This window comes from Streptomyces sp. NPDC039423, from assembly GCF_055598725.1.
In genome coordinates, this window is the sequence record NZ_JBVKAH010000001.1 from 638252 (window position 1) to 662442 (window position 24191).

General features: G+C 74.2%; 25 protein-coding genes and 1 tRNA gene. 12 read left to right on the forward strand and 14 right to left on the reverse strand.

Features of this window, described 5'->3' with window-relative positions:
- The first annotated feature begins 69 nt into the window (after positions 1-69).
- The 3 genes from ACZ7LK_RS02805 (at position 70) to ACZ7LK_RS02815 (ending at position 4750) form a co-directional block, all read left to right on the forward strand.
- Complete coding sequence (locus ACZ7LK_RS02805; protein ID WP_471138073.1) at positions 70-1233, forward strand: HpcH/HpaI aldolase/citrate lyase family protein; 1164 nt, start codon at positions 70-72, stop codon at positions 1231-1233.
- Between the two features lie 110 nt (positions 1234-1343).
- Complete coding sequence (locus tag ACZ7LK_RS02810) at positions 1344-3887, forward strand: phosphoribosyltransferase (RefSeq protein WP_471138075.1); 2544 nt, start codon at positions 1344-1346, stop codon at positions 3885-3887.
- On the forward strand, positions 3884-4750 hold the full coding sequence (locus ACZ7LK_RS02815; RefSeq protein WP_392276527.1) for an HAD family hydrolase: 867 nt from the start codon (positions 3884-3886) through the stop codon (positions 4748-4750). Before ACZ7LK_RS02810 ends, ACZ7LK_RS02815 begins: the two co-directional genes overlap by 4 nt.
- Here ACZ7LK_RS02815 and ACZ7LK_RS02820 read toward each other — a convergent pair.
- The 4 genes from ACZ7LK_RS02820 to ACZ7LK_RS02835 form a co-directional block, all read right to left on the reverse strand.
- Positions 4719-5330: a DedA family protein gene (locus ACZ7LK_RS02820; RefSeq protein WP_392276528.1), complete on the reverse strand. Its 612-nt coding sequence runs from the start codon at positions 5328-5330 to the stop codon at positions 4719-4721. The two genes, ACZ7LK_RS02815 and ACZ7LK_RS02820, sit on opposite strands and share 32 nt — an antisense overlap.
- A gap of 112 nt (positions 5331-5442) precedes the next feature.
- On the reverse strand, positions 5443-5661 hold the full coding sequence (locus ACZ7LK_RS02825; protein ID WP_064071106.1) for an FmdB family zinc ribbon protein: 219 nt from the start codon (positions 5659-5661) through the stop codon (positions 5443-5445).
- 21 nt (positions 5662-5682) lie between these two features.
- Complete coding sequence (locus ACZ7LK_RS02830) at positions 5683-7026, reverse strand: hypothetical protein (protein ID WP_469465061.1); 1344 nt, start codon at positions 7024-7026, stop codon at positions 5683-5685.
- Between the two features lie 74 nt (positions 7027-7100).
- Positions 7101-7850, reverse strand: a complete 750-nt coding sequence (locus ACZ7LK_RS02835) for a DUF4097 family beta strand repeat-containing protein (protein ID WP_469465074.1) — start codon at positions 7848-7850, stop codon at positions 7101-7103.
- A gap of 192 nt (positions 7851-8042) precedes the next feature.
- On the opposite strand from ACZ7LK_RS02835, the gene ACZ7LK_RS02840 reads away from it, so the two are divergent.
- Positions 8043-8117: transfer RNA gene (locus ACZ7LK_RS02840), tRNA-Val, on the forward strand.
- A 503-nt stretch (positions 8118-8620) separates the two neighbouring features.
- On the opposite strand, the gene ACZ7LK_RS02845 is transcribed toward ACZ7LK_RS02840, so the two are convergent.
- Both ACZ7LK_RS02845 and ACZ7LK_RS02850 read right to left on the reverse strand, forming a co-directional pair.
- Positions 8621-9259: a PASTA domain-containing protein gene (locus tag ACZ7LK_RS02845; protein ID WP_471138078.1), complete on the reverse strand. Its 639-nt coding sequence runs from the start codon at positions 9257-9259 to the stop codon at positions 8621-8623.
- A 423-nt stretch (positions 9260-9682) separates the two neighbouring features.
- Positions 9683-10069: a hypothetical protein gene (locus tag ACZ7LK_RS02850; RefSeq protein ID WP_469465067.1), complete on the reverse strand. Its 387-nt coding sequence runs from the start codon at positions 10067-10069 to the stop codon at positions 9683-9685.
- 100 nt (positions 10070-10169) lie between these two features.
- On the opposite strand from ACZ7LK_RS02850, the gene ACZ7LK_RS02855 reads away from it, so the two are divergent.
- The 4 genes from ACZ7LK_RS02855 (at position 10170) to ACZ7LK_RS02870 (ending at position 13000) form a co-directional block, all read left to right on the forward strand.
- Positions 10170-10394, forward strand: coding sequence for a cold shock domain-containing protein (locus tag ACZ7LK_RS02855; RefSeq protein ID WP_392276532.1), 225 nt, complete (start codon positions 10170-10172; stop codon positions 10392-10394).
- Between the two features lie 62 nt (positions 10395-10456).
- Positions 10457-11008, forward strand: coding sequence for a flavoprotein (locus ACZ7LK_RS02860; RefSeq protein ID WP_471138080.1), 552 nt, complete (start codon positions 10457-10459; stop codon positions 11006-11008).
- 94 nt (positions 11009-11102) lie between these two features.
- Entirely contained in the window at positions 11103-12260 is a 1158-nt protein-coding gene (locus ACZ7LK_RS02865) for an SUKH-4 family immunity protein (RefSeq protein ID WP_471138082.1), read from the forward strand.
- Complete coding sequence (locus tag ACZ7LK_RS02870; RefSeq protein ID WP_471138084.1) at positions 12257-13000, forward strand: hypothetical protein; 744 nt, start codon at positions 12257-12259, stop codon at positions 12998-13000. Before ACZ7LK_RS02865 ends, ACZ7LK_RS02870 begins: the two co-directional genes overlap by 4 nt.
- Here ACZ7LK_RS02870 and ACZ7LK_RS02875 read toward each other — a convergent pair.
- Positions 12990-13064 carry a 50S ribosomal protein bL37 gene (locus ACZ7LK_RS02875; RefSeq protein WP_373297613.1) on the reverse strand — a complete coding sequence of 25 codons (75 nt, stop codon included), beginning with the start codon at positions 13062-13064 and terminating at the stop codon, positions 12990-12992. The genes ACZ7LK_RS02870 and ACZ7LK_RS02875 overlap by 11 nt on opposite strands.
- A 169-nt stretch (positions 13065-13233) precedes the next feature.
- Between ACZ7LK_RS02875 and ACZ7LK_RS02880 the strand changes: the two genes are divergently transcribed.
- Complete coding sequence (locus tag ACZ7LK_RS02880) at positions 13234-13410, forward strand: hypothetical protein (protein WP_392276536.1); 177 nt, start codon at positions 13234-13236, stop codon at positions 13408-13410.
- A gap of 32 nt (positions 13411-13442) precedes the next feature.
- Complete coding sequence (locus ACZ7LK_RS02885; protein WP_471138086.1) at positions 13443-13694, forward strand: DUF2277 domain-containing protein; 252 nt, start codon at positions 13443-13445, stop codon at positions 13692-13694.
- A 55-nt stretch (positions 13695-13749) separates the two neighbouring features.
- On the opposite strand, the gene ACZ7LK_RS02890 is transcribed toward ACZ7LK_RS02885, so the two are convergent.
- The 5 genes from ACZ7LK_RS02890 to ACZ7LK_RS02910 all read right to left on the reverse strand — a co-directional run bounded on the left by ACZ7LK_RS02890 (position 13750) and on the right by ACZ7LK_RS02910 (position 20273).
- Positions 13750-14502, reverse strand: coding sequence for a DedA family protein (locus tag ACZ7LK_RS02890; protein ID WP_392276538.1), 753 nt, complete (start codon positions 14500-14502; stop codon positions 13750-13752).
- Positions 14503-14871: 369 nt separating this feature from the next.
- On the reverse strand, positions 14872-15309 hold the full coding sequence (locus tag ACZ7LK_RS02895) for a DoxX family protein (RefSeq protein ID WP_392276683.1): 438 nt from the start codon (positions 15307-15309) through the stop codon (positions 14872-14874).
- Positions 15310-15371: 62 nt separating this feature from the next.
- The gene (locus ACZ7LK_RS02900) at positions 15372-17222 is read right to left on the reverse strand and encodes an FAD/NAD(P)-binding protein (RefSeq protein WP_469465072.1); all 1851 of its coding nucleotides are present in this window, start codon (positions 17220-17222) and stop codon (positions 15372-15374) included.
- Positions 17223-17551: 329 nt separating this feature from the next.
- Complete coding sequence (locus ACZ7LK_RS02905) at positions 17552-19228, reverse strand: alkaline phosphatase D family protein (protein WP_392276539.1); 1677 nt, start codon at positions 19226-19228, stop codon at positions 17552-17554.
- 400 nt (positions 19229-19628) lie between these two features.
- Positions 19629-20273 carry an HNH endonuclease family protein gene (locus ACZ7LK_RS02910; RefSeq protein ID WP_392276540.1) on the reverse strand — a complete coding sequence of 215 codons (645 nt, stop codon included), beginning with the start codon at positions 20271-20273 and terminating at the stop codon, positions 19629-19631.
- 187 nt (positions 20274-20460) lie between these two features.
- Between ACZ7LK_RS02910 and ACZ7LK_RS02915 the strand changes: the two genes are divergently transcribed.
- Entirely contained in the window at positions 20461-21240 is a 780-nt protein-coding gene (locus ACZ7LK_RS02915) for an ABC transporter permease (protein ID WP_471138088.1), read from the forward strand.
- Between the two features lie 268 nt (positions 21241-21508).
- The gene (locus ACZ7LK_RS02920) at positions 21509-22093 is read left to right on the forward strand and encodes a TMEM165/GDT1 family protein (protein ID WP_392276542.1); all 585 of its coding nucleotides are present in this window, start codon (positions 21509-21511) and stop codon (positions 22091-22093) included.
- A gap of 34 nt (positions 22094-22127) precedes the next feature.
- Here ACZ7LK_RS02920 and ACZ7LK_RS02925 read toward each other — a convergent pair whose 3' ends face one another.
- Together ACZ7LK_RS02925 and ACZ7LK_RS02930 are read right to left on the reverse strand one after the other, a co-directional pair.
- Positions 22128-22808 carry an HAD-IA family hydrolase gene (locus tag ACZ7LK_RS02925; protein WP_471138090.1) on the reverse strand — a complete coding sequence of 227 codons (681 nt, stop codon included), beginning with the start codon at positions 22806-22808 and terminating at the stop codon, positions 22128-22130.
- A gap of 285 nt (positions 22809-23093) precedes the next feature.
- Positions 23094-23840, reverse strand: coding sequence for a peptidoglycan-binding domain-containing protein (locus ACZ7LK_RS02930; protein ID WP_471138092.1), 747 nt, complete (start codon positions 23838-23840; stop codon positions 23094-23096).
- Positions 23841-24191 lie beyond the last annotated feature (351 nt).

Sequence of the window (24191 nt, forward strand, 5' to 3'; positions counted from 1 at the left end):
ACACCCGTCCCTACGTACTATTACCGGCCACATGTCGTCAGGGCCGTCGAGGCAGTACGGGGGATACTCATGCGTCATTTCGGGCACATCCCGGCCACTGCCCGGGCGGGCCTGTTCCACCGGGAACCGTGCGAGTTCAGCGCCGCCTCCCCGGCCCGCGTCCTCGCGGCCGCGCTCGGGGCCACGCTGTACAGCCCGGCCACCCGGCCGCGGCTCGCCGACGACGTGCTCAAGCAGGTCGGCCGCGGCGTGGTGTCGATGGTGCTGTGCCTGGAGGACTCCATCGACGACGGCGAGGTCGCCGGAGCGGAGGAGAACCTCGTACGGCAGTTCGCCGACCTGCGCGCACGTGGCCTGGAAACCCCGCTGCTCTTCATCCGGGTGCGGGAGGCGGGGCAGGTGGCGGACCTGGTGCGGCGGCTCGGGCCGTCCGCCCGGCTGCTGTCCGGATTCGTGCTGCCCAAGTTCACCGAGGAGCGCGGCGGGCCCTTCATGGAGGCCCTGGCCGTGGCCGAGAACATGTGCGGCCGCCGGCTGTTCGCCATGCCCGTGCTGGAGTCGCCCGAGCTGCTCCACCTGGAGAGCCGCCGCGAGACCCTCGCCGGGATCGGCCGCGTCGTCGACAAGTACCGCGACCGGGTCCTCGCGCTGCGCCTCGGCGTCACCGACTTCTGCTCCGCCTACGGGCTGCGCCGCTCGCCCGACATGACCGCCTACGACGTCCAGATCGTCGCCGGAGTGATCGCCGACGTGGTCAACGTCCTCGGCCGGTCCGACGGCACCGGCTTCACCATCACCGGGCCGGTCTGGGAGTACTTCCGCCTCCAGGAGCGCATCTTCAAGCCACAGCTACGCCGCAGCCCCTTCATGGAGCAGCGCGCCGACGCGCTGCGCACCGCGCTGATCGAACACGACATGGACGGGCTGCTGCGCGAGATCGAGCTCGACCGGGCCAACGGACTGCTGGGCAAGACCTGCATCCACCCCTCCCACGTGCTGCCGGTGCACGCGCTGTCCGTGGTCAGCCACGAGGAATTCAGCGACGCCCAGGACATTCTGCGGCCGGAACGGGGCGGCGGCGGGGTGCTGCGCAGCGCGTACACGAACAAGATGAATGAAGTGAAGCCGCACCGCGCGTGGGCCGAGCGGACCCTGCTGCGGGCGGAGGTCTTCGGCGTGGCGAAGGAGGACGTGGGCTTCGTGGAGCTGCTGGCCGCGGGACTGGTCACATGACGTCGCCGTGGCGGCGGTCGTCGCCGTCGTGGCGTCCGCCGGTGTCGTCGGTGTCGTCGGTGTCGCCGTCGTCGTCGCTGTCATCGCTGTCATCGAGGGAGAACGAGAACGTGGGCGTCTGGTCGGGTACGTGGGTGTCGGAGCGGCTCGGGGTCGAGCTGACCGGCGACCCCGGGCTGCGCGAGCTGCTGGGCATGGCCCTGCGGCGCAACCCGAAGCGGGCGCACCTGCTCGTCTCCCGGGTGCTGGGCAAGCACGTGCCGCAGAGCCCGTACGTCGTGTGGCGGTCGGGTTACGACCTGGGCGTACGGGTACGGGAGCTGCTCGGCCCCGCCGAGGCCGCCCGCGCGGTGGTCCTCGGGTACGCGGAGACGGCCACCGGTCTCGGCCACTCGGTCGCGGACGGGCTGGGCACGGCCCCGTACCTGCACTCCACCCGCCGGCCCGTACCAGGGGTGCCCCGGGCGGGCGGCTTCGAGGAGGCCCACTCGCACGCCACCTCGCACCTCCTGCTCCCGGAGGATCCGGCGCTCCTGGCGGGCCGCGGACCGCTGGTGCTGGTCGACGACGAGTTCTCCACCGGCAACACGGTGCTCAACACGGTACGGGCCCTGCACGCCCGCTACCCGCGCGAGCGATACGTGATCGTCGCGCTCGTCGACATGCGCTCGGCCGCCGACCGGGACCGGCTCACGGGCTTCGCCGCCGAGATCGGCGCCCGGGTGGACCTGGTCACCCTGGCCGCGGGCACGGTCCGCCTCCCCGAGGACGTCCTGGAACGCGGCCAGGCCCTGGTGGCCGCGCACGAGCGCCCGGAGCATACGGAGCGCCCGGCCGGTGGTACGGGTGCTGGTTCCGATGCTGGTTCCGGGGCGGAGCCCGAGCGCGCGGACGTGCGGCGCGTCGACCTGGGATGGCCGGACGGCGTCCCCGACGGGGGCCGCCACGGCTTCACCCCCGCGCACCGCGCCCGGCTGGACGCCGCGCTCCCGGCCATGGCCGAACGCGTTGCCGACGCCCTGGGGCTCGCCCCCGTCGCCGCCCCCGGCGAGGCCGCCGGGGAGGGCCACGGCGAGGGCCAGGGGCAGGGCCACGGCGAGGGCCAGGGGGAGGGCCACGGCGAGGCCGCCCTGCCGCGCGTACTGGTGCTGGGCTGCGAGGAGCTCATGTACGCGCCCCTGGCGCTGGGCGTCGCGCTGGAGCGGCGCGGCGGCGCCGAGGTGCGCTTCTCCACCACCACCCGCTCGCCCGTCCTGGCCGTGGACGACCCCGGCTACGCGATACGCACCCGCCTGGTGTTCCCCGCCCACGACGACCCCGCCGACGGCCCCGGCGACCGGTACGCCTACAACGTCGCGGGCGCCGGCTTCGACGCGGTCGTCGCCGTCGTCGACTCGGCCGCCGACACCCCCGCCCTCCACGCCCCCGACGGCCTCCTGGCCCGGCTCGGCGCGCACGTACCGCGCGTCCTGCTCGCCGTCGTACCGTCCTACACCCCACGAGGTGCCCTGATGCTGCCCGAGCCCCTGCGAGGGCCCGCCTTCTCGTCCTACGCGCCCGAGGAGGTCGGCTGGCTCCTCCAGGACCTCTCCGGCGTGGAGCTGGAGGCCCCGACCGAGGAGCGGGAGGAGGCCATCCAGAGCGGCGGCGCCCACTACGCCGAGTCGCTGCCCGTGGAGTACCAGCCCAGCGACCGCTACCAGGCCCTCTTCCACGCGGCCCTCGGCACCTCGGCCGCCCGCATCGCCCGCGCCGTCGGCACCGTCACCGAGACGGTCCTGGCCGAGCGGTCGCCCCGCCCCGTGCTCGTGTCGCTCGCCCGCGCCGGCACCCCCGTCGGCGTGCTCATGCGCCGCTGGGCACTCCACCGCCACGGCCTCGACCTGCCCCACTACGCCGTGTCCATCGTGCGCGGCAGGGGCATCGACGCCAACGCGCTGCGCTGGCTCCAGCACCACCACGACCCGGCCGATGTCGTGTTCGTCGACGGCTGGACCGGGAAGGGCGCCATCACCCGCGAACTCGCCGCCGCCCTGGCGGACTTCCCCGGCTTCGACCCCGAGATCGCCGTCCTGGCCGACCCCGGCTCGTGCGTGCGCACCTACGGCACCCGCGAGGACTTCCTCATCCCCTCCGCCTGCCTCAACTCCACCGTCTCCGGGCTCATATCCCGTACGGTGCTGCGCGCCGACCTCGTCGGCCCGCACGACTACCACGGCGCGAAGTTCTACCGCGAACTCGCCGGCGCCGATGTCTCCACCACCTTCCTGGACACCGTCGCCGCCCACTTCGACGAGGTCGCCACCGTCGTCGACGCCGACGTCAAGGAACTCCTCGCCACCGACCGCACCCCCACCTGGGAGGGCTGGGCGGCCGTCGAGCGGATCAGCGAGGAGTACGGCATCCACGACGTCAACCTGGTCAAGCCCGGCGTCGGCGAGACCACCCGCGTCCTGCTGCGCCGCGTCCCCTGGAAGATCCTCGCCCAGCGCGGCGCGGGTGCCGACCTCGACCACGTACGCCTGCTCGCCGAGCAGCGTGGCGTCCCCGTCGAGGAGGTCGACCACCTGCACTACACCTGCGTGGGGCTGATCCACCCGCGGTTCACCAAGGGCGCGACGGGTGCCGACGGCAAGGCGGTGACCGGCCGATGACCACGCCCACGACCACGGCCGCCCCCATGGCGGCGGCCTCGGCGGGTTCGGCGACGCTCATCGCCAGCGACCTCGACCGCACCCTGATCTACAGCTCCGCCGCCCTCGGCCTCACCATGCCGGACGCCGAGGCCCCCCGGCTGCTGTGCGTCGAGACCTACGAGCACAAGCCGCTGTCGTACGTCACCGAGACCGCCGCCGCCCTGCTGGCCGACCTGCCGCGGCACGCCCTCTTCGTTCCCACCACCACCCGCACCCGCGAGCAGTACCACCGCATCCGGCTGCCCGGGCCCCCTGCGCCGTACGCCATCTGCGCCAACGGCGGCCACCTGCTCGTCGACGGCGTCTCCGACCCCGACTGGCGGCGTACGGTCGCCACCCGCCTCGCCGACGAGTGCGCCACGCTCGACGAGGTACGCGCCCACCTCCTGGCCGTCGCCGACCCGGCCTGGCTGCTCAAGGATCGGGTCGCCGAGGACCTCTTCGCCTACCTGGTCGTCGAGCGCGCCCTGCTGCCCGACGGCTGGATGAAGGAACTGGCCGCCTGGGCCGCGCCCCGCGGCTGGGCCGTCTCCCTCCAGGGCCGCAAGGTGTACGCCGTGCCCCAGCCGCTCACCAAGAGCGCCGCCGTCCGCGAGGTCGCCCGCCGGACCGGGGCCGACCGTGTGCTGGCCGCCGGCGACTCGCTGCTGGACGCCGATCTGCTGCTCGCCGCCGACCGGGGCTGGCGGCCCGGGCACGGGGAGCTCGCCGAGAGCGGCTGGAGCGCCGGGCACGTCGACGCGCTGGAGGAGCGGGGCGTGGCCGCGGGGGAGGAGATCCTGCGCCGGTTCACCGCCGCCGTGCGTCCGTCCCCGGCCTGAGGAGCCGGACGGCCACGAACGCCACCACGGCGCCCGCCGCCACCACCAGCACCACCTTCGAGTACAGCGACACGTAGTGGCCGACTTGCTCCCAGTTGTCGCCCAGCGCGAAACCGGCCAGGACGAAGACGCTGTTCCAGATCGCGCTGCCGAGCGTGGTCAGCCCGAGGAACACCGGCAGCGGCATGCGCTCGATGCCCGCCGGCACGGAGATGAGGCTGCGGAAGACCGGGACCATCCGGCCGAAGAACACCGCCTTGGTGCCGTGCCGCGCGAACCAGGCCTCCGTCCGCTCGATGTCGGAGACCTTCACCAGCGGCAGCCTGCTCGCCACCGCGATGGTCCGCTCCCGCCCGAGCAGCGCCCCGACCCCGTACAGCGCGAGGGCGCCGATCACCGAACCGGCCGTCGTCCACAGCAGCGCGGCGACCAGACCGATCCGGCCGGTCGCCGAGGCGAACCCGGCCATCGGCAGGATCACCTCGCTGGGCAGCGGCGGGAAGAGGTTCTCCAGGGCGATCGCGAGTCCGGCGCCGGGCGCGCCGAGCGTGTCCATGAGGCCGTTGATCCAGCGTTCCATGGCCCCACGCTAGGCAGCGGTGGCTGAAGCCCCGCTGAAGATCCCGCCCGGCCCGGCGCCCCCGGCCCCGCGGCCGCGGTAGAGGCGGACGGGAGCCGGACTCAGCGGGGGCTCAGCCGCAGCAGCCGCCGCCGCAGCACCCGCCGCCACCGCCCTGGGACGGCGCGGGCGCCCCGCCCTTGGCCGTGCCGCCCACCGCGACGGCGGACAGCAGCTTGACGGTGTCGTCGTGCCCGGCCGGGCAGGCCGCGGGCGCCGACGACTCGGCCATCGGACGGTTCAGTTCGAAGGTGTCTCCGCACGTGCGGCAGCGGTACTCGTAGCGAGGCATGGCCCCAGATTAACCGCGCCGTCAGTGCCCGCCGCCCCGGTCCTCCCGGATCAACTCCACCACCCGGGCCACCGTGGCCCGCACCGCTTCCATCTCCGTCAGGAAGTGCCAGTAGTCGGGGTGACGCCCCTCCAGCCCCCCGATCGCCCGCTCCAGCCGGGCCACCGCGTCGTCCAGCGGACCCGCGTGCCGCGGATCGGGAGTGTGACGACCGGCCATGGCGAGCCGCTGGGCGTCCCGGACGGCGAAGCGGGTGCGCTGGATCTCCGCCTCCGGGTCCTTGGACACGGCGTTCAGCCGGCCGAGCCGGTCACCGGCCGCCGACACGGCCTCGTCCGTACTGTTCAGCAGGGCCCGTACGGTCGACAGCAGGGCGGTCGCGTCCGCCCACCGCTGCTCCTCCCGGGCCTTGGCGGCCTCCTGGAGCTTCGCCTCCGCCTGCCGGACGCTCCGGGCGGCCTGCTCGGGCACCGGCTGGAGGTCCTGCCAGCAGGCCGCGCTGAACCGGCGCCGCAACTCGCTGAGGACCGGCTCCACCGAGGCGGCACGGTTACCCAGCGCCTGCGCACGCGTCCGGAGCGACACCAGCCGCTTGTCGGTCTCGGCGGCCCGCTCCGGCAGCCGTTCCGCCTCCGCCCGCACGGCCTCGGCGTCGCGCAGCACCCGGTCGGCCCGCTGGAGCGTCTCGGGGACACCGTGCTGCCCCGCGCCCTGGTTGAGCTTGGTCAGCTCCGGGGCGAGGGCGGCCAGCCGCGCCGCGAGATCATCCGCGCGCAGACCGGAACCACGTACCCCGTCGAGAGCGTTGCTCGCGGCCAGCAGCGCCGCCTTGGCCCGCTCGACGGCGGGCGCCAGCCGCGCGAGCTGGGTCTCCGCCGTGTCCAGCAGGGGCCGCAGCCCCTCCTCGAACCTGTCCAGCTCCCCCTTCACCCGTACCAGGTCGTCCTTGGCGCGGTTCAGCTCCCCACGGGCCCTGGAGGCCACCGAGGCCTCCAGATCGTGCCGGTCCAGGTCGTACGCGTCGACGGCGGTGATGTACGCGTGGCTCACCTCGTCGATCCGGCGCCCCAGTGCCGCGAAGTCGTCCACCGCCCGGCGGGCACCCGGCGACCCGTCCACCGCCGTGATCGTCTCGATCGAGATCCGCAAGTCCCGCTGGGCCGTGTCCAACTCGTAGAACGCCGCCGCGGCCTCGTCCTTCGCCGCCTGTGCGTCCGCCCTCTGGCTCTCCCCGCGCCCGCCGAACCAGCGCCGGGTCCCGCCCCCCGCGAAGGCCCCGGGCAGCACGGCGAGGACCAGCGGCACCGGCAACAGCACCAGCGCGAGTACATCCTTCGCGTACCGCCGCGCGTGTGTCGCCGTCACATCCGCTCCCGTGCCGTCCGTCCCGCCCTGACCGGTTCATTCTCCCACCAGGTAAGGACGAACACACGAGCCCTTCAGTTCGCGCTCCGGACCACGACTTGCCCGTTGTCGCTACGGGCCTTCACCGCGTGCGCGCTGCCGGCGTCGGTCGGGACTCCCACCTCCACCTTCCCATTGTCGCTCTGAGCGTCCACCTTGTACCGCGTGTCACCGCGCGGCAGTTCGACGGCGATCTCCCCGTTGTCGTTCACGACGTCCACCCGGTCCGGCACCGCACCGAACGCCAGGCGTATCCGCCCGTTCCCCGACCGCGCCACCACGCTCTTCGAGGCCCCGCCCTCCACCCGCACGTCCCCGTTCTCACTCCGCACGTCCAGCGGCCCACCCGCGTCCCGCACGGTCACCGTGCCGTTGTCCGTCGCGACCTTGACCGCTGACTCGAACCCCTCGGCGGTCACGTCCCCGTTGTCGCCCTCCACGGTCACCGCCACCCCACGTGGCACCCGCACCTCGTGCCGCGCCGCGCAGTCGCTCGCCACCGCGTCGCAGTCCACCCGCAACGTCAGCCGGTTCCCCTCCAGCTTCCACACCGGCGCCGGCCCGTCTCCCAGCACCACCCACCCGTCGACCTGCCGCGACACCTCCACGTCCTTCACATCCGCCGGCACCAGCACCAGCTCCGAGTCCCTCGCGTCCACGACCAGCGTCCCGCCCCGGAACCCGAACGCCTTCCGCTCCACCGGCGCGCCCTCCACATCGGTGCCCCCACACCCCACGAGCACCAGCGCTCCCAGCACCACCCCGCCCACAACGACGGCCCGCATCCGACGTGCACCCACGACGACTCCCCCGTAAGGTCTTCCGCTCTTCCCCCATCACGCTACGTGTCCACCCGACCCGAGCACGATCCGGCCACCACCCTCCCCCCAGGTAGGGCTACCCCCCGCTCCCACCCCCGCGCAGCCCGGGTTTGCGGGATGCACCCGTGGGCCATGTACCCTGTTCACTCACTCCACGGGTGCGTAGCTCAGGGGTAGAGCGCTGCTCTTACAAAGCAGATGTCGGCGGTTCGAAACCGTCCGCGCCCACCAGTACGAAGACCCCCAGCCGATCATGGCTGGGGGTCTTCGACGTGCGTACCTGACATCAACGGGCGCGATCACACGCGGCCGGGACGCCTCCTGAGGAGCCAGTCCGGTGGCCACCTTCAGGCTCTGGAGACTCGATGGCGCTCCCGGTCGACCCTCGGTGCGCCTTACAGCCCCATCACGACGCGCTGAAGCGCCGACGTATACGACATCGCAAGCGCGGTATGACTTTCTCTACTCCATCAAGGCACCCCGCCGCGCACAGCGCGGCCCGCGGCCCGGCGCCCGAGCCGAGGCTCCTGTTTACGCCCGCTCCGCCTCGGCCGCCGGCCGCACGCCTGGCAGCTCGGGTTGATGGTGGGACAACCCCGCTATGGCTGGGGCGGTCGGCTCCACGGCTTTAGCCGCCTCCTCGGTCCGGGTCCCGGCTCGTCGCTGCTGCCGCAGGAAGTAAGCGTGAGTACGAGGGCGACGGCTAGCCGGTGGTGGCTTTCGATCGCATCGGATCAGCAGCTTTCATCGAACTTCACGGCGGTAAGGGTGACGGGCTGGCCGTCGAGCTTTGTGCCGGCGGCGGGTTCCTGGGTGCAGACCTGCCAGTTGGATTCGACGATGACCATGCGGTCCTGGGGCGATGCGTCGGTGACGGTGAGGCTGGTGGAACTCTCGAGCGACTCCCGGGCGACCTTGACGGACTTCCCGGTGAAGTCGGGCATGGTTGTGCTGACCTGAGGGTCGGTGCCTCCCTGGTCATTGGCCGGGCAGCTCTCTTCGAGCTTGACCGCCGCGAAGTCGATCTTGACGTCGGTGGGGTGCTCGCCTGCGGTCGGGGTTTGGCCGCAGACCTTCCAGTTCCTGTCGAGGGCCTGCATACGTCCACGGCCGAGAGCGTCGTGGGAGTGCAGGTTGTAGAAGCCGGCGGCCTGCGCTTGGTCCTGCGCTGATTGAAGGCCCTTGCCGGTCATGTCCGGCAGGGCGCCTACCTCGGCGTCAGCCTTGGGAGCCTTGGTCGTGGCGGCCGCAGTCGGCTCGGCGGACTGGGCGGGACTCGGCTTGTCCGAGCCGGTCTTGCTGCCCCCTTCGCAGGCAGTGAGGGTGAGGACGAGAGCGGCGCCCGCGATGAGGGTGGTGGTCTTGATGCGCATAGGGTCAGCCTGCCGGAATGTGTACAGCCTGTGTGGGGGCTTGATCAGGTTGTGATGACCTGGCCGTCGGTCTGTACGCAAGGGTCCACGGGGGCCTGGTGGCGAGGAAGATGCCCTTTGTGCTGCATACCTTGAGCTCAAGGGCGGCCCACACGCGTCCGGAGTTACCGGTCTCTTCGGCTGCGGAGCCGACGGACTTGCTGCCCTGTTGGTAGCTGAGGGCGGCGTGACGGATGTGCCGTGGGTGCCAGGTTTTCAAAGTAGATGTCGGCGGTTCGAGACCGTCCGCGCCCACCACCACGAAGACCCCCAGCCGATCATGGCTGGGGGTCTTCGACGTCCGTACCTGACATCAACGGTCGCGGTCACAGGCGGCCGGGACGCTTCCTGTGCAGCCGGTCCCCGGTGGCCACCTTGCAACGGTCACCGGCGTCTTACGGCGGTGATGAGGGCGGAGAGGGCTGCCGTGGTGGCGAGGCTGCCGAGCAGGAGCATGGTGACGCCGACCATGAAGAGGCCGCTGGCGTCGTCGGACCAGTCGTAGTAGGCGGCGGCGGTGAGGCCGAGGGGGATGCCGAGGACGGCGGCGGTGGGGTGGTGGCGGGTGGTGGCCCAGAGGAGTGGGGGCAGGAGGGTCAGGACCAGGCCGATGACCTGCCAGGCTTCGTAGGGGCCGGTGCTGCTGCCGTCGGGGTGGATGTCCCGGTGCTGGTCCCAGCCGAGCCAGGCGGCCCAGAGGGTCGCCGCGACGGCTGCCAGGAGGAGGGTCGGCTGAAGGGGGGTGGCGGTCGTCCGCGTGTCGTGGGGCATGGCGCCAGCGTCCCGGCCCGGCCGGTCGGCGGGGAGAGCGCAGGTACTCAGGTCGGGGCGAGTATCCGGGCCGTCGACGGGGGGACGTATGGTGCCGGGCATGGTGAAGGCGACGGTCCGTGAGTGGCGCGAGGAGGAGGGGTGGGGGGTGCTGGACTGTGCTGAGACGCCGGGGGGTTGTTTCGGCCATTACTCGGTGATCCGCATGGACGGGTTTCGCACCCTGATGCCCGGGCAGGTGGTCGACCTGGAGTGGGAGGCGCCGGGGTTCACGCAGGACGGGTGTGACTTCCGGGCCCTGAGCATCGTGCCTCGCTCCGGCTGACGTCGAGGTCAGGGGCCAAGCCCTCGATCCGGTAGGTCGGTTGGGTGTGATCGGATGGGGTCATGACGAGGACCCTGTATCTGTTCTGCTCAGCCGCGCCGCCCGTGTTCGATGTTGCTCGTGCGATCGAGGATGCGCAGAGCCGGGGCTGGGACGTGTGCCTCGGTCTGACGCCGACCGCCGCCCGATGGCTGGCGGACGGTCTCGACGGGCTGGCGGTGCTGACGGGGCATCCGGTGCGGTACGAATACGACCTGCCGGGGCAGCCGGACGTGTGGCCGGCGGCGGACGTCGTGCTGTTCGCGCCCGCGACGTTCACCGCGATGAACGAGTGGGCGCTGGGCCTGACGGCGAAGTTCGTGGTGAGCGTGGCTGTCCAGGGCGTCGGCAAGCGCGTTCCGACCGTGGTGATGCCGTGCGTGAACGAGGCGCACGTACAGCATCCGGCCTTCGCCAACTCGGTCGCGACGCTGCGCGCTTCCGGTGCGACGGTGTTGTACGGCGAGGGCGCCTACGTCCCGAACCCGTCCGGCCAGGACCTCCCCGGCGCGTACCCGTGGGCGGTGGCGCTGGACGCCGTGGAGCGAGCCGGGTGGGAGCCCGCGCGGGCGTGACGCCGGGCGGGCCGGGGCCGGGCCGGCCCGCGTTGTCGGTGGTCGCTCCTATCGTGGGAACGGTGGGATCACCACGAGGCATCACGGGGGCATCATGAACGGCATTCATCCAGGGATCACGCACGGTCCGACACGGCGCCGGCTCGCCGAGGCCGGGCCGCCGCGACGGCACGAACTGGTCCGGCTGACGCGGCTCGCCGAGGGGCGGGTGGTGACGGCGGCACAACTCGTGCCCGAGGAGCACGACGCGGCGGAACTGGACCCGTACATCGCCGGTCTGCTCGCCGTCGGGCACCTGCCGGTCGAGACGCTCGACGCGCAGGATGTCGTCGTCGACGGGGAGACCGGGCGGGTGTTCACCCTGGAGATGTACGCGCCCTGGCACGCGGAGGTCCTCCCGCTGGCGCCCTCGCTGGAGGTGCTCGACCGCCTCCTGGAAGCGGTGGACGAACTGGACGGCCGACGGGGGCGGTTCGCCGACCTGGCGGGGCGGTGGGGCGTCGAGACCGCCCGGGTGGCCTCGGAGCGATTGCTGTCCGTGTTCACCGAGCTGGGCGGAGCGGAGTGGGAGGGCCCCCTCCCGGCGCTCTGGCGGATCGCCGCCCTGATACGGCCGATGGCGCTGGTCGCCCGGCCGGGCAGGGGACTGCTGCTGGACCTGCCGCCCGGGTTCATCGAGGACGAGTTCGGCGCCGGAGAGGTGGTGCGGCTGGACCCCGCCCGGCTGCCCGCCGCCCTGGAGCACGAGCCGACCCGCAGGTTCCTGGCCGAGGTCGGGCTGCCCAGGGACGGCCTGATGTTCGAGCCGGCCGACCCGGAGACTCTGCTGGAAACGGTGCGCGCCGAGCGCGCACGGCTCGGCGAGGACCCCGCGCTGCGCCACCTGTGCCGCGGCGACCGGCTGCCGCCCGACGCGGACCGGCTGCTGGTGCTGGGCGGGCTGATCCACGACCTGGAGGTCGTCGTCGACGGCCGCACCGGCACGGTCCATTACCTCGAGTACGGCGCCGGCACACCGACCCCGGTGAACGCCGACGTCTCGACCCTCGCCTTCACCCTCTGGATGCACCACAGGGAGCAGGCGATCGACAAGGAGCACCGCCTGACGGAGGACTTCTACCACCAGCTCGCCGACGCCATGGTGGCCGTCCTCGCCTCCGTCGACCCCGTCGCCTGCCTCCCCGCGAGCGGCCCGGACGACTACCGCTACTGGCCGGAGGTCTTCCACGACCAGGCCGGGGACGTGCTGTGACCGGCGGCCCGCCGGGGGCGGTGGTGAGGATCGCCGTCTCGGACCGGGAACATGCCGGAACGGTCGTGGGGCATCCGGAGACGTACGAGGTGACCGGGCGCGCGGAGGTGGGGGAGGTGCTGCGCGCCCTCGGGACCGGCGGCGTGGGGGAGAGGGACGACTTCGTCTGCATGTGCCCCGGCCCGTACCGGTTCTCGCTGTACGACGCCGCCGGGCGGCTCGTCCGCACCGTCGACCGGCACGATCCCCTGCCGCTGCTGGACCCGGCGGACCCGGAGTCGATACCGGGGCGTCACCGTGCCGCGTGGGCCGCGGCCGCACCGGCGCCCTTGCGGCGGTACGCGGCCGGGTGGGCGCGCGGGGAGGCGCCGGATCCGGAGGCACCGGGGCCGGAGGTGGCGGCCGCGCCGCTGAGCCTGGTGTTCGGCTGGCTCGGCGCGCCGTCCGCCGGTGGCGGCGCCGCCGCTCGGGTGGCCCGCCTCGCGCCCCTCGCCCTGCTGGGCGCGGCGGCGACGGACGACCTGGCGTGGGCGGTGCGGCAGACCGACGCGGCCGGGCTGGACGGAGCCGTGGAGTTCTTCGCGAGCGAGCACTTCACCGCCCGCCACCCCAGGAAACGCCGGGTCGGCACGACCTCCCGCGAGCTGGTGCTCCGCCATGCGCGCGTGCGCCGCCCCGAGCACGTGGCCGTGCTGGAGCGGCGGCTGCTACGGGCCGCGGAGGACCGGATCAGGCGTTAGGACGCTTGCCGTGGTTCGCGCCCTTCTTCTTGCGGGCGCGGCGCTTGTTCCCTCGCTTGGACATGGTGTGCACCTCCTTCGCCAGTCTAGGTTCCGGCCGTGCGTCGCGCAGCGGACGCCGGACCGCGCGTGCGACGGAGCGCACCTTCGTGGGACCGCCGTGCGCCCTGCCCGGCCGGTCCCCGGGGGCGGGACGCTGCAACGGGGGATCCGGCGGGAGAGCGGGAGGCGACATGGCTCGTACACAGTCCACGTGCGGCGCGCGCACCAAGCACGGCGGGTGCTGCCGGCGGCTCGCGATGGTGGGGGCCTCACGGTGCAACCTGCACCGGGGGGACTGGGCGACCTACACGATCGAGCGGGACAGGGACCGGGAGAGGGAGCGGGCGCGCAAGCGGCCGAAGCGGTGACCCGGCGGCACGGACGGGCGCACACTGGGGGCATGTGCCGCAGCATCAAGACCCTCCGCCCGCCCGTGCTCCCCACCGAGGCCACCGAGGAGGACGTCCACGCCGCCGCGCTCCAGTACGTGCGCAAGGTGTCCGGCTTCCGGGCACCCGCCGCGCACAACCGGGAGGTGTTCGAGCGGGCCGTGGACGAGATCGCCGAGGCGACCCGGCGTCTCCTCGACGGGCTGGAGGTGCGGGGTTCGGGCGGCCACGCGGGCAGCGGCGCCGCCGCGGGGCAGCGCTAGGGAGTGTCCGCAGGTATCGGTGTCCGCCCGGAGGACGCCACTTTCGGCGCCCGCCCTAGGACAGCGCCGACGGGGCCGGTGTCCGGGCCGCTGTCCGGGACGGGACGGCGCCGGTCGCCGGCGGCCGGTCCCGGTCGGCGGTGGGGACGGGGGTCGGGGCCGACCCCGGGGACGGTGGTGCCGGCAGGGGCAGCGCCGACGGTGGTTCGGTGCCGGCCGCCGGGGCGCGGCTCGCCTCGGTGCCGGGAGACGGAGCCGGCGGGCGGCGCATGACGTAGGCGGCCAGGGTGCCCGCGAGGAACAGGGCGACCACCGAGACCGCCACGCCGGTCCAGGTGGCGCCCACCCACCGGCCGCCGAAGTAGCCGAGGCCCACGCCGTACGAGGCCCACGCCAGCCCCGCGAGGGCGGACCAGGGCACGAACTGGCCGGGCTTGCGGCGGGCCGCGCCCGCGCCGAGCGAGACCACCGAGCGCCCGGCCGGGGCGAACCGGGCGATGACGACGAGCAGGCCGCCGCCCTGCGCCAGGGCGGCGCCGAGACGCTCGTGCGCGGTGGCCAGCCTCCGCGAGCGGGCGACCATCCGGTGCAGCCGCGACCGGCCGCGCCAGGCGAGGCCGTACGCGACGAGGTCGCCGAGCAGGGAGGCGGTGGCCGCGCAGAGCGTCAGCGCGAGGAGGGAGCCGCTGCCGGTCGCGGCGACGGTCGCGGCCGTGATGACGAGGATGCCGCTGGGCAGCACCGGCAGGAACACGTCCAGCAGGACGGAGACGGCGACGGCCGTGTAGATCCATGGGCCGGCGGCCACGCTTTCGAGCACCTTCACTCCCCGGTCCCGTGGAGCCGGTCCCGTGGGGCGGGCGGCGGCTGGACAGGCCGAAAGCGTACGCCCGAAGCGGCGCCGGCCGGTCACCCGGGCGGGTGACCGGCGACGACTGTGTGACGTCGGCGCCCCGCGCCCGGCCGGGGGAACGGTGCGGAACGGTCGCGCGGGGCGGGACGGGGCCCGGGTGGGTGTAGGTGCTTCGTACGGAGAGGGGTGGGGTGCCCGTCTCGCACGCCGTCGCACGAGCCGGGCCCGCCGGCCCCGATGAGACACCGGCCCCGATGAGACACCGGCCTGCGCGCCGCCCGGCGCGACGAGCCACCGGCCCGCGCGCCGCCGGGCCCAGGAGAGCTACGCGGTGACGGGCTCGCGCTTGCGGTCCGTCTGGGCGGACGTGAAGAGGCTGTCCAGCGACAGCGCGCCCGGGCCGGTGAAGACCAGCAGGAACAGCGACCAGCAGTAGACGGCCGACAGTTCGCCGCCGTTCTTGATGGGGAAGAGGCCCATCGGCTGGTGGACCTTGAAGTAGGCGTACGCCATCGCGCCGGAGGCTATGAAGGCGGCGGCACGGGTGCCCAGGCCGACCAGCACGAGCGCGCCGCCGACGAGTTCGATGACGGCCGCGTACCAGCCCGGCCAACTGCCCGTCGGGACGGTGCCGCCGCTGCCGCCCGCGCCACCGAGGACGCCGAAGAGCGAGGCGGCGCCGTGGCAGGTGAACAGCAGGCCGATGACTATGCGGAACAGGCCGAGGGCGTACGGCCGGGCCTGGTCGAGACGAGCGGTGATGGTGGGCATGGGGATCCTTCGGTCGGGGACGGAACCGACGAGCCCCCCTAGGTTAGGGAGTCCTAATCAATACTTGCAAGTTCAACATTCGGTCGTTCCGCTTCCGTGGTGGAGCACGCGCGGAGGGCCGCTCGAGCCACCGCGTCCGTGTCCGAGAGCGTCACCGAGCCGACGCCCGGCCTGGCACCGGCCGCCGTCACCCAGTGGACCCCCTCCGTGGGCACGCCCAGGGCGAAGACCGCCTGGTGAGCGCGTCCCTGACCGTTGATCAGGCGATACGGGGGCGGCGTGACGTCCAGTCCGCCGGTGTCGTAGCCGTCCACGACATGAGTGCGGCACTGGCCGGATTCGAGCATCCCCGCGAGTAGCGCGTCACCAGTGCGCCTCAAGTCCGGCTCCGGCAACCGGGCCTCGATCAGGGTGCTCGCGGTCACGGACGAGCCGGGGACGTCGGGGGATTCCGCCGTGAACGCCCCGTTCCCCGTACCGATCCGCATGCGGGGGCCGACCACCGTCAGCACGCCCGCCTCGATCAGGGCCGTCATCTCCTCGACACGGCGGCGCGGCGGGCCGATCGACAGGAAGGCGTTCAGCGGTGTGTACCAGCGGTCCAGGTGGTCCCGGCGCGAGGCGCCCGCCAGGCCCGCGTGGTCGACGATCAGCCGCAGCTCGTTGCGGATGTCGCGCAGCACGTCCAGCGCGGCCTTCACCGGGCCCGCCACGTTGCCGAGCCTCGCCTCGGCCGCGTCCCGGCGCAAGTGCGCCAGCAGCCAGGCGCGGAAGTCCGCCGGCGACCGGAACGTCTCGCCCGCGTGCGGGCGCGAGACCCGCTCCCACGACCACCGGTCGCCGGGCGGCACGGCGTACGCGTCGAGGGTGGCGTCCGGAGCGGACAGGAACCGGGAGCGGAAGCCCCTCGGCCACCTCAGCAGCGTCTCGTAGTACGCCGTCTCGACCTCCTTGGCGACCAGCGGCCATATCTCGCCCAGGAAGTCCGGCGGGTCGCCCGCGTCCGCCCGCTCGCGGAACGCCCGGACCACGCCGGGCGTCAGCAGCACCGGCTCGTGCCGCGCCGACGCGCCCTTCTCGTTGTCCCCGCGCGCCCGGTACGGCACGCCGCGCCGCGAACCGGCGTACAGCCGGGGCTCACGCCCCGAGGGGCGGTAGGCGCGGCCGCCCGCGCCGTCGCGTACGAACACCCCGCCCCGGCCCTCCGTCAGCAGCGCCATGTGGTCGAAGAAGTTCAGGCCCAGGCCCCGCAGCAGCACCGGTTCGCCGGGGGCGACCGGCGTCAGGTCCAGGTCCGCCGGGTTGGCGGGCGCGAAGTGGCGCAGCCCGTGGCGCGCGGCGTACCCCGCCAGGTGCTCCGACGCGGGGTCACCGCCGGCCGCCGGGAGGTGGCCCTGGGCGAGGACGACCGCGTCCAGACCGGTGAGCACCGTCCCGTCGTCCAGGACCAGGGTCCGCGGGGTGCTCCCCTCCAGGCGCACGGCCCGCGCCCCGTGCACCCGCACGGTCACCTCCGGCGGCGCCCCGGCCACCGCGCGGGCGAACGCCCATTCGAGGTAGGCGCCGTAACAGGCGCGGGTCGGGTAGTCGTCGGGGCCGAGCGGGTACGCCCGGGCGGCGGCCCACTCGTACAGGCTCGGCCCCCGGCGTACCGGACCCTCGCACGGCACGCTCTCGTCGGTGAACAGCGTCACCTGGCACGCCACCGTGTTCATCAGCAGCTCGGCCGGCTGGTCCGTGCGCCACACGCGGCCCGCGCCCGGCGGGGCGGGATCGACGACGTGGACGGTCAGGGGTGTTCCCGCGGCCAGTTCCGGGACGGAGGCGCAGAGGCGTTCGAGCACCGAGGTGCCTCGGGGACCCGCGCCGACCAGGGCCAGGGCACGCGGAGCGTGGGACGACACGACGGGAACTCCCGGGGCAGGGGGCGGTGCGGGCGCTGCCGGGGGGCGGCAGGCGGGTGCCCATCATGCCGGTGGCGCGCCCCTCGTCGCCCCCTTGGCCGGAGGATCGCCATCCGCTATGGGCGGGATTGTGGCAGGCCTGAACCGGACGTTCACCGGACGTTCACGGCCCGGGCGGCAGCCCCCCACGACATGCACCCCGAACGCGACCGGCCGTCCAGCCGTCCACGCCCCGTCCCTCTCGGCGGCCGCTCCGGCCGCGCACACCCCGTCCCTCTCGGCGGCCGCTCCGGCCGCGCACGCCCCGTGCCTCTCAGCAGCCGCCCGTGTCAGCGGCCCGCCGTCAGGGACCGCTCGTGCACGGTACGGAGCTCGGCGGGGCTTCCGTCACGGCTCCGCGCCGCCGCGTGCTCCAGCCGCAGTTCCGCCGACCGCCCGTCGAGGGTGAGCGTCATGAGCTGGTTGCCGAACCACGGCCCGCCCGTGCGGCGCCAGTCGACGACCGGGGGCCCGGTGCGGGCGTGCCGCCGCAGCGCGTGGCCGATCCGCCGCCCCGCGCGGCTCCAGCTCAGGCGGAACCCCAGCCGCAGGGGCCGCGGGATCCGGTTGTGCACCGGCGAGCAGGTCAACTGGACGATCCGGGCGGACGCCGGGGGGACGCCCTCCGGCCACTCGGGTTCGGCGACGTACGCGTGGTGCACGTCGCCCGACAGCACGCACACCGTCGCCGGGGCGGCCGGCCCGCTGCCCACCTCGGCGAGCAGCCGGGTGAGCCGCTCGAAGGAGTCGGGGAAGGCCGCCCAGTGCTCCAGGTCGGCGGCCCGGCGCACCCGTTCCGCCAGCCGGGCCCACCGCTCGCCGCGCTCCCCGCGGCAGAGCGCGGCGTTCCAGTTCTCCGCCTCGTGCATCATCGGGGCCAGGAGCCACGGCAGCGAGGCCCCGAGCAGCAGGTGGTCGCACTCGTCCCCGCCGGACGGCATCTGCTCGGCGAGCCACCGCTCCTCGTCCTCGTCGAGCATCGCCCGCTTGTGCTCGTCCAGCACGCGCCCGGCCCGGTTGTCGGTCATCACCAGCCGCGTACGGCCGAAGTCCCGCCGGTAGCTCCAGCGCACCCGGGCCGGGTCGGCGTCGGCCTCCTCGGCGAAGGCGCGCAGCAGCTCCGTCCCGTCCGGGGCGGCACGGACGGCCGCGTACAGCGGATCGGTCTCCAGCTCGTCGAGGGAGAGGTTGCCCAGGTGCTGGTGGACCCAGTACGACATCAGCCCGCTGAGGATCCGCTCGCGCCACCAGCCCTTGCGGCGCATGTCGGCCACCCAGGAGGCGCTGGTGTTCCAGTCGTCGATCACGTCGTGGTCGTCGAAGATCATGCAGCTCGGGACGGTGGACAGCAGCCACCGCACCCCGGGGTCGAGCCACGATTCGTAGTAGAGGTGCGTGTACTCCTCGTAGTCCGCGACCTGGGCGCCCGGCTCCTGGCGCAGGTCCCGGCGGCCGGCCAGCCAGCGGCGGGTGTCCTTCGACGTCTCGTCCGCGTACACCTGGTCACCCAGCAGGAGCAGCACGTCGGGGCGTACGGCGCGGGGGTCGGACGCCAGCCGGGTGGCGAGCGTGTCGAGCGCGTCCGGGCCGACCGGGTCGTCGCCGCCCGCGGGCGGCGCGGCCCAGCGGCAGGACCCGAAGGAGACGCGCAGCTCGCCGGCGCCGGGCAGGGGCGTGCTGATGGTGCTGGCGGGGTAGCGGTGGCCGGGGTCGGTGGGCGGCCAGACCGGGCTGTCGTCGAGCAGCACCTCGTAGGGGGTCGTGCTCCCCGGTGTCAGGCCGGTGACGGCGATCAGGGCGTAGTGGTGCCCGGCGATCTGGAAGGTCCGGCTGCGGCCGCCGGCGCCGTCGGCGCACCGCACCTCGGCCTCGCAGGGCCGGTCGGCCTCGACCCAGACCGTCGCGCGGTCGCCGCGGTCCCAGTCGACGTACCGCAGGAGTGGTCCCAACCGCAGTCCGGCTGCCATGCCCGGCCTCCTCCGTCGAAGTCGTCGACTCGCCGACTTACCGACTTGCCGACTCGTCGTGCCCGCCGGCCCGGCGGGCGGTACCGGCCCTGGCGGCGCCGGCTCCGGCGACCCGCCCGTACTTCGTACTCGTACCTCGTACGGTACGGGCGGCGGGGCCGCCGCCGCGCGACGTCACCGCCGCCCGCGCCGCACGGCGTCCGTCCGCGGCGCCGCACGCCCTCCGTCTGCCCACCTCACGGCGCCGTACGCCCGCCGGACCCGCCCGGCCCGCCGGCCGTACCGGGCGGCCGGGCCGTACCGGGCGGCCGGTGGGCCGCTGGGCCGGTCGGGCGTACGCGGGCCGCCGGGGCCCACCGCGCACCGGGCGGCCGGCGGCCGCCCGCGGAGCCGGGAGCGGTCAGCAGCCGTTGAGGACCGACTGCAACGCGCTCTTCTCGGCCGAGTCCACGCTCAGCTTGTAGTGGTACTTCACGTGTACCCACATCCGCGCGTAAGTGCAGCGGTACGCGGTGCGGGACGGGAGCCACTCGGCGGGGTCGAGGTCGCCCTTGGCCTGGTTGACGTTGTCCGTCACCGCGATGAGCTGCGGGCGGGTCAGGTCGTTGGCGAAGGCCTGGCGCTGGGAGGTGGTCCAGGCGTTGGCGCCGGAGCGCCAGGCCTCGGAGAGGGCCACCACGTGGTCGATGTCGAGGTCCGCGGCCGCGTGCCAGGTGGCGCCGTCGTACTCGGAGTACCAACTGCCGCTGACCGCCGCACAGCTCCCGTCCTGCACGACGTTCACGCCGTCGCGCTTGAGGACCACTTCGCGGGTGTTGCAACTGCCCGACTGGGTGATCCAGTGCGGGAACAGGTCACGGCTGTAGCCGGTGGAGGAACCTTCCGCCTTCACCGTGAGCTGGCCCAGGTAGCTGCGGGCGGTCGCGGCGCTGACCGGGGTGGGCGGGGCGGCCTGGGCGGCGGGGGCGGTGGCCAGGGCGCCGGTGACGGTGAGGGCGGCGGAAGCGGCGAGCACGGCTATTCGACGCGCGTAGACACCGGACATGGGTGACTCCCTTGGGATGTGGGGGTGGTGCCGGCCGCCGTTCGGACGGCTCGGTCATCGTGGCGGCGCCAGGTTGCCCCGGAGGATGCGCCGGGTTACAGAGTGACGACATGCGCACGTCACATCAAGGGTTCTTCCCTCTTTCTGACGTCCCGCCACCTGCCTTGTCCCGCTTTAGGGTTGACGTGTGCTGCTGCCCGTCAATGCCACGTTCGCGGCTGTTCTGGCCGTCCTGCTCGCCCTCGCCGCCACCGTCGCGGCGCTCGCCCACCTCCGGGCACCGCGCGAGGTGGTCACCGCGGGGGTGCGGGCCGCGGTGCAGCTCGCCGCCGTGTCCCTGGTCATCGGATGGGTCGTCCGCTCCGTACCGGCGCTGCTGGCCTTCCTGCTGCTCATGTACGTGGTCGCCGTCCGCACCGCCGGGCGCCGCGTCACGCCCAACGGGACCTGGTGGTGGGCGGCCGTACCCATCGCCGCCGGGGTCGTCCCGGTGGTCGCCGCGCTGGTGCTCACCGGGCTCGTCCCGCTCCGGGGCATCGCCCTGGTCCCCGTGACGGGCATCCTCATCGGCGGGGCGCTCACCGCGACGGTGCTCGGCGGGCGGCGCGCCCTGGACGAGCTGGGCACCCGGCACGGCGAGGTCGAGGCGGGGCTGGCGATCGGGCTGACCGAACGGGACGCGCGGCTGGAGGTGGCCAGGGAGGCGGCCGCGGACGCGCTGCTGCCGGGGCTCGACCAGACCAGGACGGTGGGGCTGGTCACGCTGCCGGGCGCGTTCGTCGGGATGCTGCTGGGCGGGGCGTCCCCGCTCCAGGCCGGGGCGGTGCAGCTGTTCGTGCTGGTGGGGCTGATGGCGGTGCAGGGCGTGGCGGTGGCGGCGACCCTGGAGCTGGTGGCGCGGGGCAGGCTGCACCGGGGCGGCGCCGGGGGGCGGGGTGCCGGGGGAGCGGCGGGCGGCGGGCGGTGACCTGCGAGGGGAGGCGGCCCGCGAGGGGGCGGGTGCGCAGATCACGTACCCTGGACGGAGCAGAAGGGGAGTAGCTCTTCGCCGGAACGTCGACATACTGCCGGGCCCTGTGCCCGGCCGGCGCCCGGAGGCACGCCGGACCGGCGGGCCAGCGAGACCTTCGGCAACAGCAGTGCCATGCCCACATCCATGGCGCCGCCGTGCCGGAGCGACCCCTGGACGTCTCTTCTCGGCCCGGCGGAGCCCGACCGACAGAGGAACCCATCCCGTGCTCAGCCTCACGATCATGGCGATCACCTTCGGCGTCGTCTTCCTCGCCGAACTCCCCGACAAGACCGCCCTCGCCGGCCTGATGCTGGGCACCCGCTACCGCGCGTCCTACGTCTTCGTGGGCGTCGCCGCCGCCTTCGCGGTCCACGTGGTGCTCGCCGTCGCCGCCGGCAGCGTCCTGACCCTCCTGCCGCACCGGCTGGTGCAGGCCCTGGTCGGCGTGCTGTTCCTGGCCGGGGCGGCCGTGCTGCTGCTGCGGAAGGGCGGCGACGACGAGGAGAACATCAAGGCCCCGGCCGACCAGTCCTTCTGGAAGGTCTCCGGGGCGGGCTTCATGCTGATCCTGGTCGCGGAGTTCGGCGACCTGACGCAGATCATGACCGCGAACCTGGCCGCCCGCTACGACGACCCGCTCTCCGTGGGCATCGGCGCCGTACTCGCCCTGTGGGCGGTCGCGGGCATCGGCATCCTCGGCGGCCGGACGCTGATGAGGTACGTACCGCTGCGGCTGATCACCAGGGTCGCCGCCTGCCTGATGCTGGCACTGGCGGGCTTCAGCCTGTACGAGGCCCTGGCGCCCTGACCCCCGGGCGGCGCCCGCCGCGGTGACGCAGGGGCTACGCGGTGATGTGGAGGCGGATCGCGGTGACGCCGTCCGCCTCCACCGCCTCCACGCGTACATGCGTCAGGTCCGGTACGTGGACGTCGGGGCCGAACGCGCCGGCGCGCGGGCCCACGCCCACCACCCGCATCCCGGCGGCGCGGCCGGCCTGGATGCCCGCCTCGGAGTCCTCGAACACCACGCAGTCGGCCGGCCCGAAGCCCAGCTCCGCCGCGCCCTTCAGGAACCCCTCCGGGTCCGGCTTGCTCGCGCCCACGCACTCCGCGGTCACCCGCACCTCCGGCATGGGCAGCCCGGCCGCGCCCATGCGGGCCCGGGCGAGGGGCCCGTCGGCCGAGGTGACCAGGGCGTGCGGCAGCCCGGCGACGGCGGCCATGAACGCGGGCGCGCCGCCGACCGGCACGACCCCGTCCAGGTCGGCGGTCTCCTCCGCGAGCATCGCGCGGTTGTCGGCGTGGTTCTCCGCCATGGGGCGGTCCGGGAGGAGGACGGCCATCGTGGCGTACCCCTGGCGGCCGTGGACGACCTTCAGGGCCTCCTCCGGGTCCAGGCCGTGCCGGAGCGCCCAGCGGCGCCAGCAGCGCTCCACCACCGCGTCCGAGTTCACGAGCGTGCCGTCCATGTCGAGCAGGAGGGCGCGGGTGGTCAGGACGGAGGGGGAAGGGGCGGCCGGCATCGGCGATCTCCACGGGGGATGGGGAGAAAAGGGAACGAAGTGGCCCGCCCGCCGGTCAGGGTATACGGGCGGGACCACTTTGTTCTTCCACGATACAAAACCGAGCGCCCAGATGCCAGTCCGCCCCCGGCCCCCGTCCCGGCCCCCGTCCCGGCCCCGTCCGCGGCCGACCCGGCCCCGGCCCGGCCTCGTCAGCGGCCGACCCGGCCCCGGCCCCGCCCCTGTCAGCGGCCGGCCCGCGTCGTGACCCCGGCCCGGCCCCCGGTCAGCGCCCCCGGCCCCCGGTCAGCGCCCCGTCGTCTCGGACTCCAGCCACTGGCGGGTCTCCGGGCCGTACACGCCCCACTCGTCGCCCTCCAGGTCGCGGGCCTCCTGGTACTGGCCGACGCCCCACTCCACCTGGTCGTTGTAGCGGCCGTTCATCGGCCCGTCGTACAGGCCCGCCTCCCGCAGCCGCCGCTGCAACTCCGCGACCTCCGGGCCCCGGTCGCCGCGCGCCAGCGTCACCGGCTCCCCGGGCGACGGCTCCTGGACCGGCACACGGCTGCGCAGCGGCGACGCCGAGACGCTCGCCCGGTCCTTCGGGGTGCCGCTCGCGGTGGCCGGCGCGGACGCCGGCGCCGTGGTCGTCGCGGCCCCCGGCGGGGAAGCGGACACGAACGCGGAGGCGGACGCGGAGACGGTGGCCGACGAGGACGCCGAGGCGGAGGGGGACACCGAGGGCGACGCCGGTCCGGACGTCTCCGGCGGGCCCTCGGGCGCGCTCGGCCACGCGGGCGTGCTGGGCCCCAGGTCGGGCAGCACCCGGTCCGCCTCCCCGTCCCCGCCGAACAGCCCGCCCGCGAAGCCCGCCACGCCCACCACCGCGAGCACCGCGGCCACGGTGCCCACCACGGCGTACGGGCGGCGCGCGCGGCTCCGTGACCGCGCCTCCGCCCGGGCCCGGGCGCGCGCCCCGGCCCGGGCCCCGTGCGACGGCCCCGCCTCCGCCAGCGGCACCAGCTCCGGCTCCAGCGGCACGTACAACGGCATGGTGGACACGGGCGACGCCGGCCCCCCGCCGTGCTCCGCCCGGAGGTTCACGTACGGACGTATGCCCAGTGTGTCCTCCGTGGAGGCACAACCGCAGTCACCGTCGCACTCAGGACACACCTGTCCCGTCAATGTGGGCCCCTCCCCTTGAACTGCGAGCGATTATGCAGCCCGCCGGGCCCTCCGGAGGACCATCCTCCGCCTCTCCGGCACCGTTCGGCGGGCCGTATCGGGACGAAGCACCCAGGATGGGATGAGGGTACGAGGGGTACGCGTCCGACCCGTCGCCCGGCGGACCACGGCCACGCGCCGATCACGGCCCCGCGCGGCCACGGCCCGCGCGGGGCACGG

Coding starts and splice junctions, on each gene's coding strand:
- ACZ7LK_RS02825 (WP_064071106.1), bottom strand. CDS start 5,661: ATGCCTCGCTACGAGTACCGCTGCCGCACGTGCGGAGACACCTTCGAA.
- ACZ7LK_RS02805 (WP_471138073.1), top strand. CDS start 70: ATGCGTCATTTCGGGCACATCCCGGCCACTGCCCGGGCGGGCCTGTTC.
- ACZ7LK_RS02910 (WP_392276540.1), bottom strand. CDS start 20,273: ATGTCCGGTGTCTACGCGCGTCGAATAGCCGTGCTCGCCGCTTCCGCC.
- ACZ7LK_RS02820 (WP_392276528.1), bottom strand. CDS start 5,330: ATGGAACGCTGGATCAACGGCCTCATGGACACGCTCGGCGCGCCCGGC.
- ACZ7LK_RS02855 (WP_392276532.1), top strand. CDS start 10,170: ATGGTGAAGGCGACGGTCCGTGAGTGGCGCGAGGAGGAGGGGTGGGGG.
- ACZ7LK_RS02860 (WP_471138080.1), top strand. CDS start 10,457: ATGACGAGGACCCTGTATCTGTTCTGCTCAGCCGCGCCGCCCGTGTTC.
- ACZ7LK_RS02930 (WP_471138092.1), bottom strand. CDS start 23,840: ATGCCGTTGTACGTGCCGCTGGAGCCGGAGCTGGTGCCGCTGGCGGAG.
- ACZ7LK_RS02905 (WP_392276539.1), bottom strand. CDS start 19,228: ATGGCAGCCGGACTGCGGTTGGGACCACTCCTGCGGTACGTCGACTGG.
- ACZ7LK_RS02925 (WP_471138090.1), bottom strand. CDS start 22,808: ATGCCGGCCGCCCCTTCCCCCTCCGTCCTGACCACCCGCGCCCTCCTG.
- ACZ7LK_RS02815 (WP_392276527.1), top strand. CDS start 3,884: ATGACCACGCCCACGACCACGGCCGCCCCCATGGCGGCGGCCTCGGCG.
- ACZ7LK_RS02845 (WP_471138078.1), bottom strand. CDS start 9,259: ATGCGCATCAAGACCACCACCCTCATCGCGGGCGCCGCTCTCGTCCTC.
- ACZ7LK_RS02850 (WP_469465067.1), bottom strand. CDS start 10,069: ATGCCCCACGACACGCGGACGACCGCCACCCCCCTTCAGCCGACCCTC.
- ACZ7LK_RS02835 (WP_469465074.1), bottom strand. CDS start 7,850: ATGCGGGCCGTCGTTGTGGGCGGGGTGGTGCTGGGAGCGCTGGTGCTC.
- ACZ7LK_RS02880 (WP_392276536.1), top strand. CDS start 13,234: ATGGCTCGTACACAGTCCACGTGCGGCGCGCGCACCAAGCACGGCGGG.
- ACZ7LK_RS02865 (WP_471138082.1), top strand. CDS start 11,103: ATGAACGGCATTCATCCAGGGATCACGCACGGTCCGACACGGCGCCGG.
- ACZ7LK_RS02885 (WP_471138086.1), top strand. CDS start 13,443: ATGTGCCGCAGCATCAAGACCCTCCGCCCGCCCGTGCTCCCCACCGAG.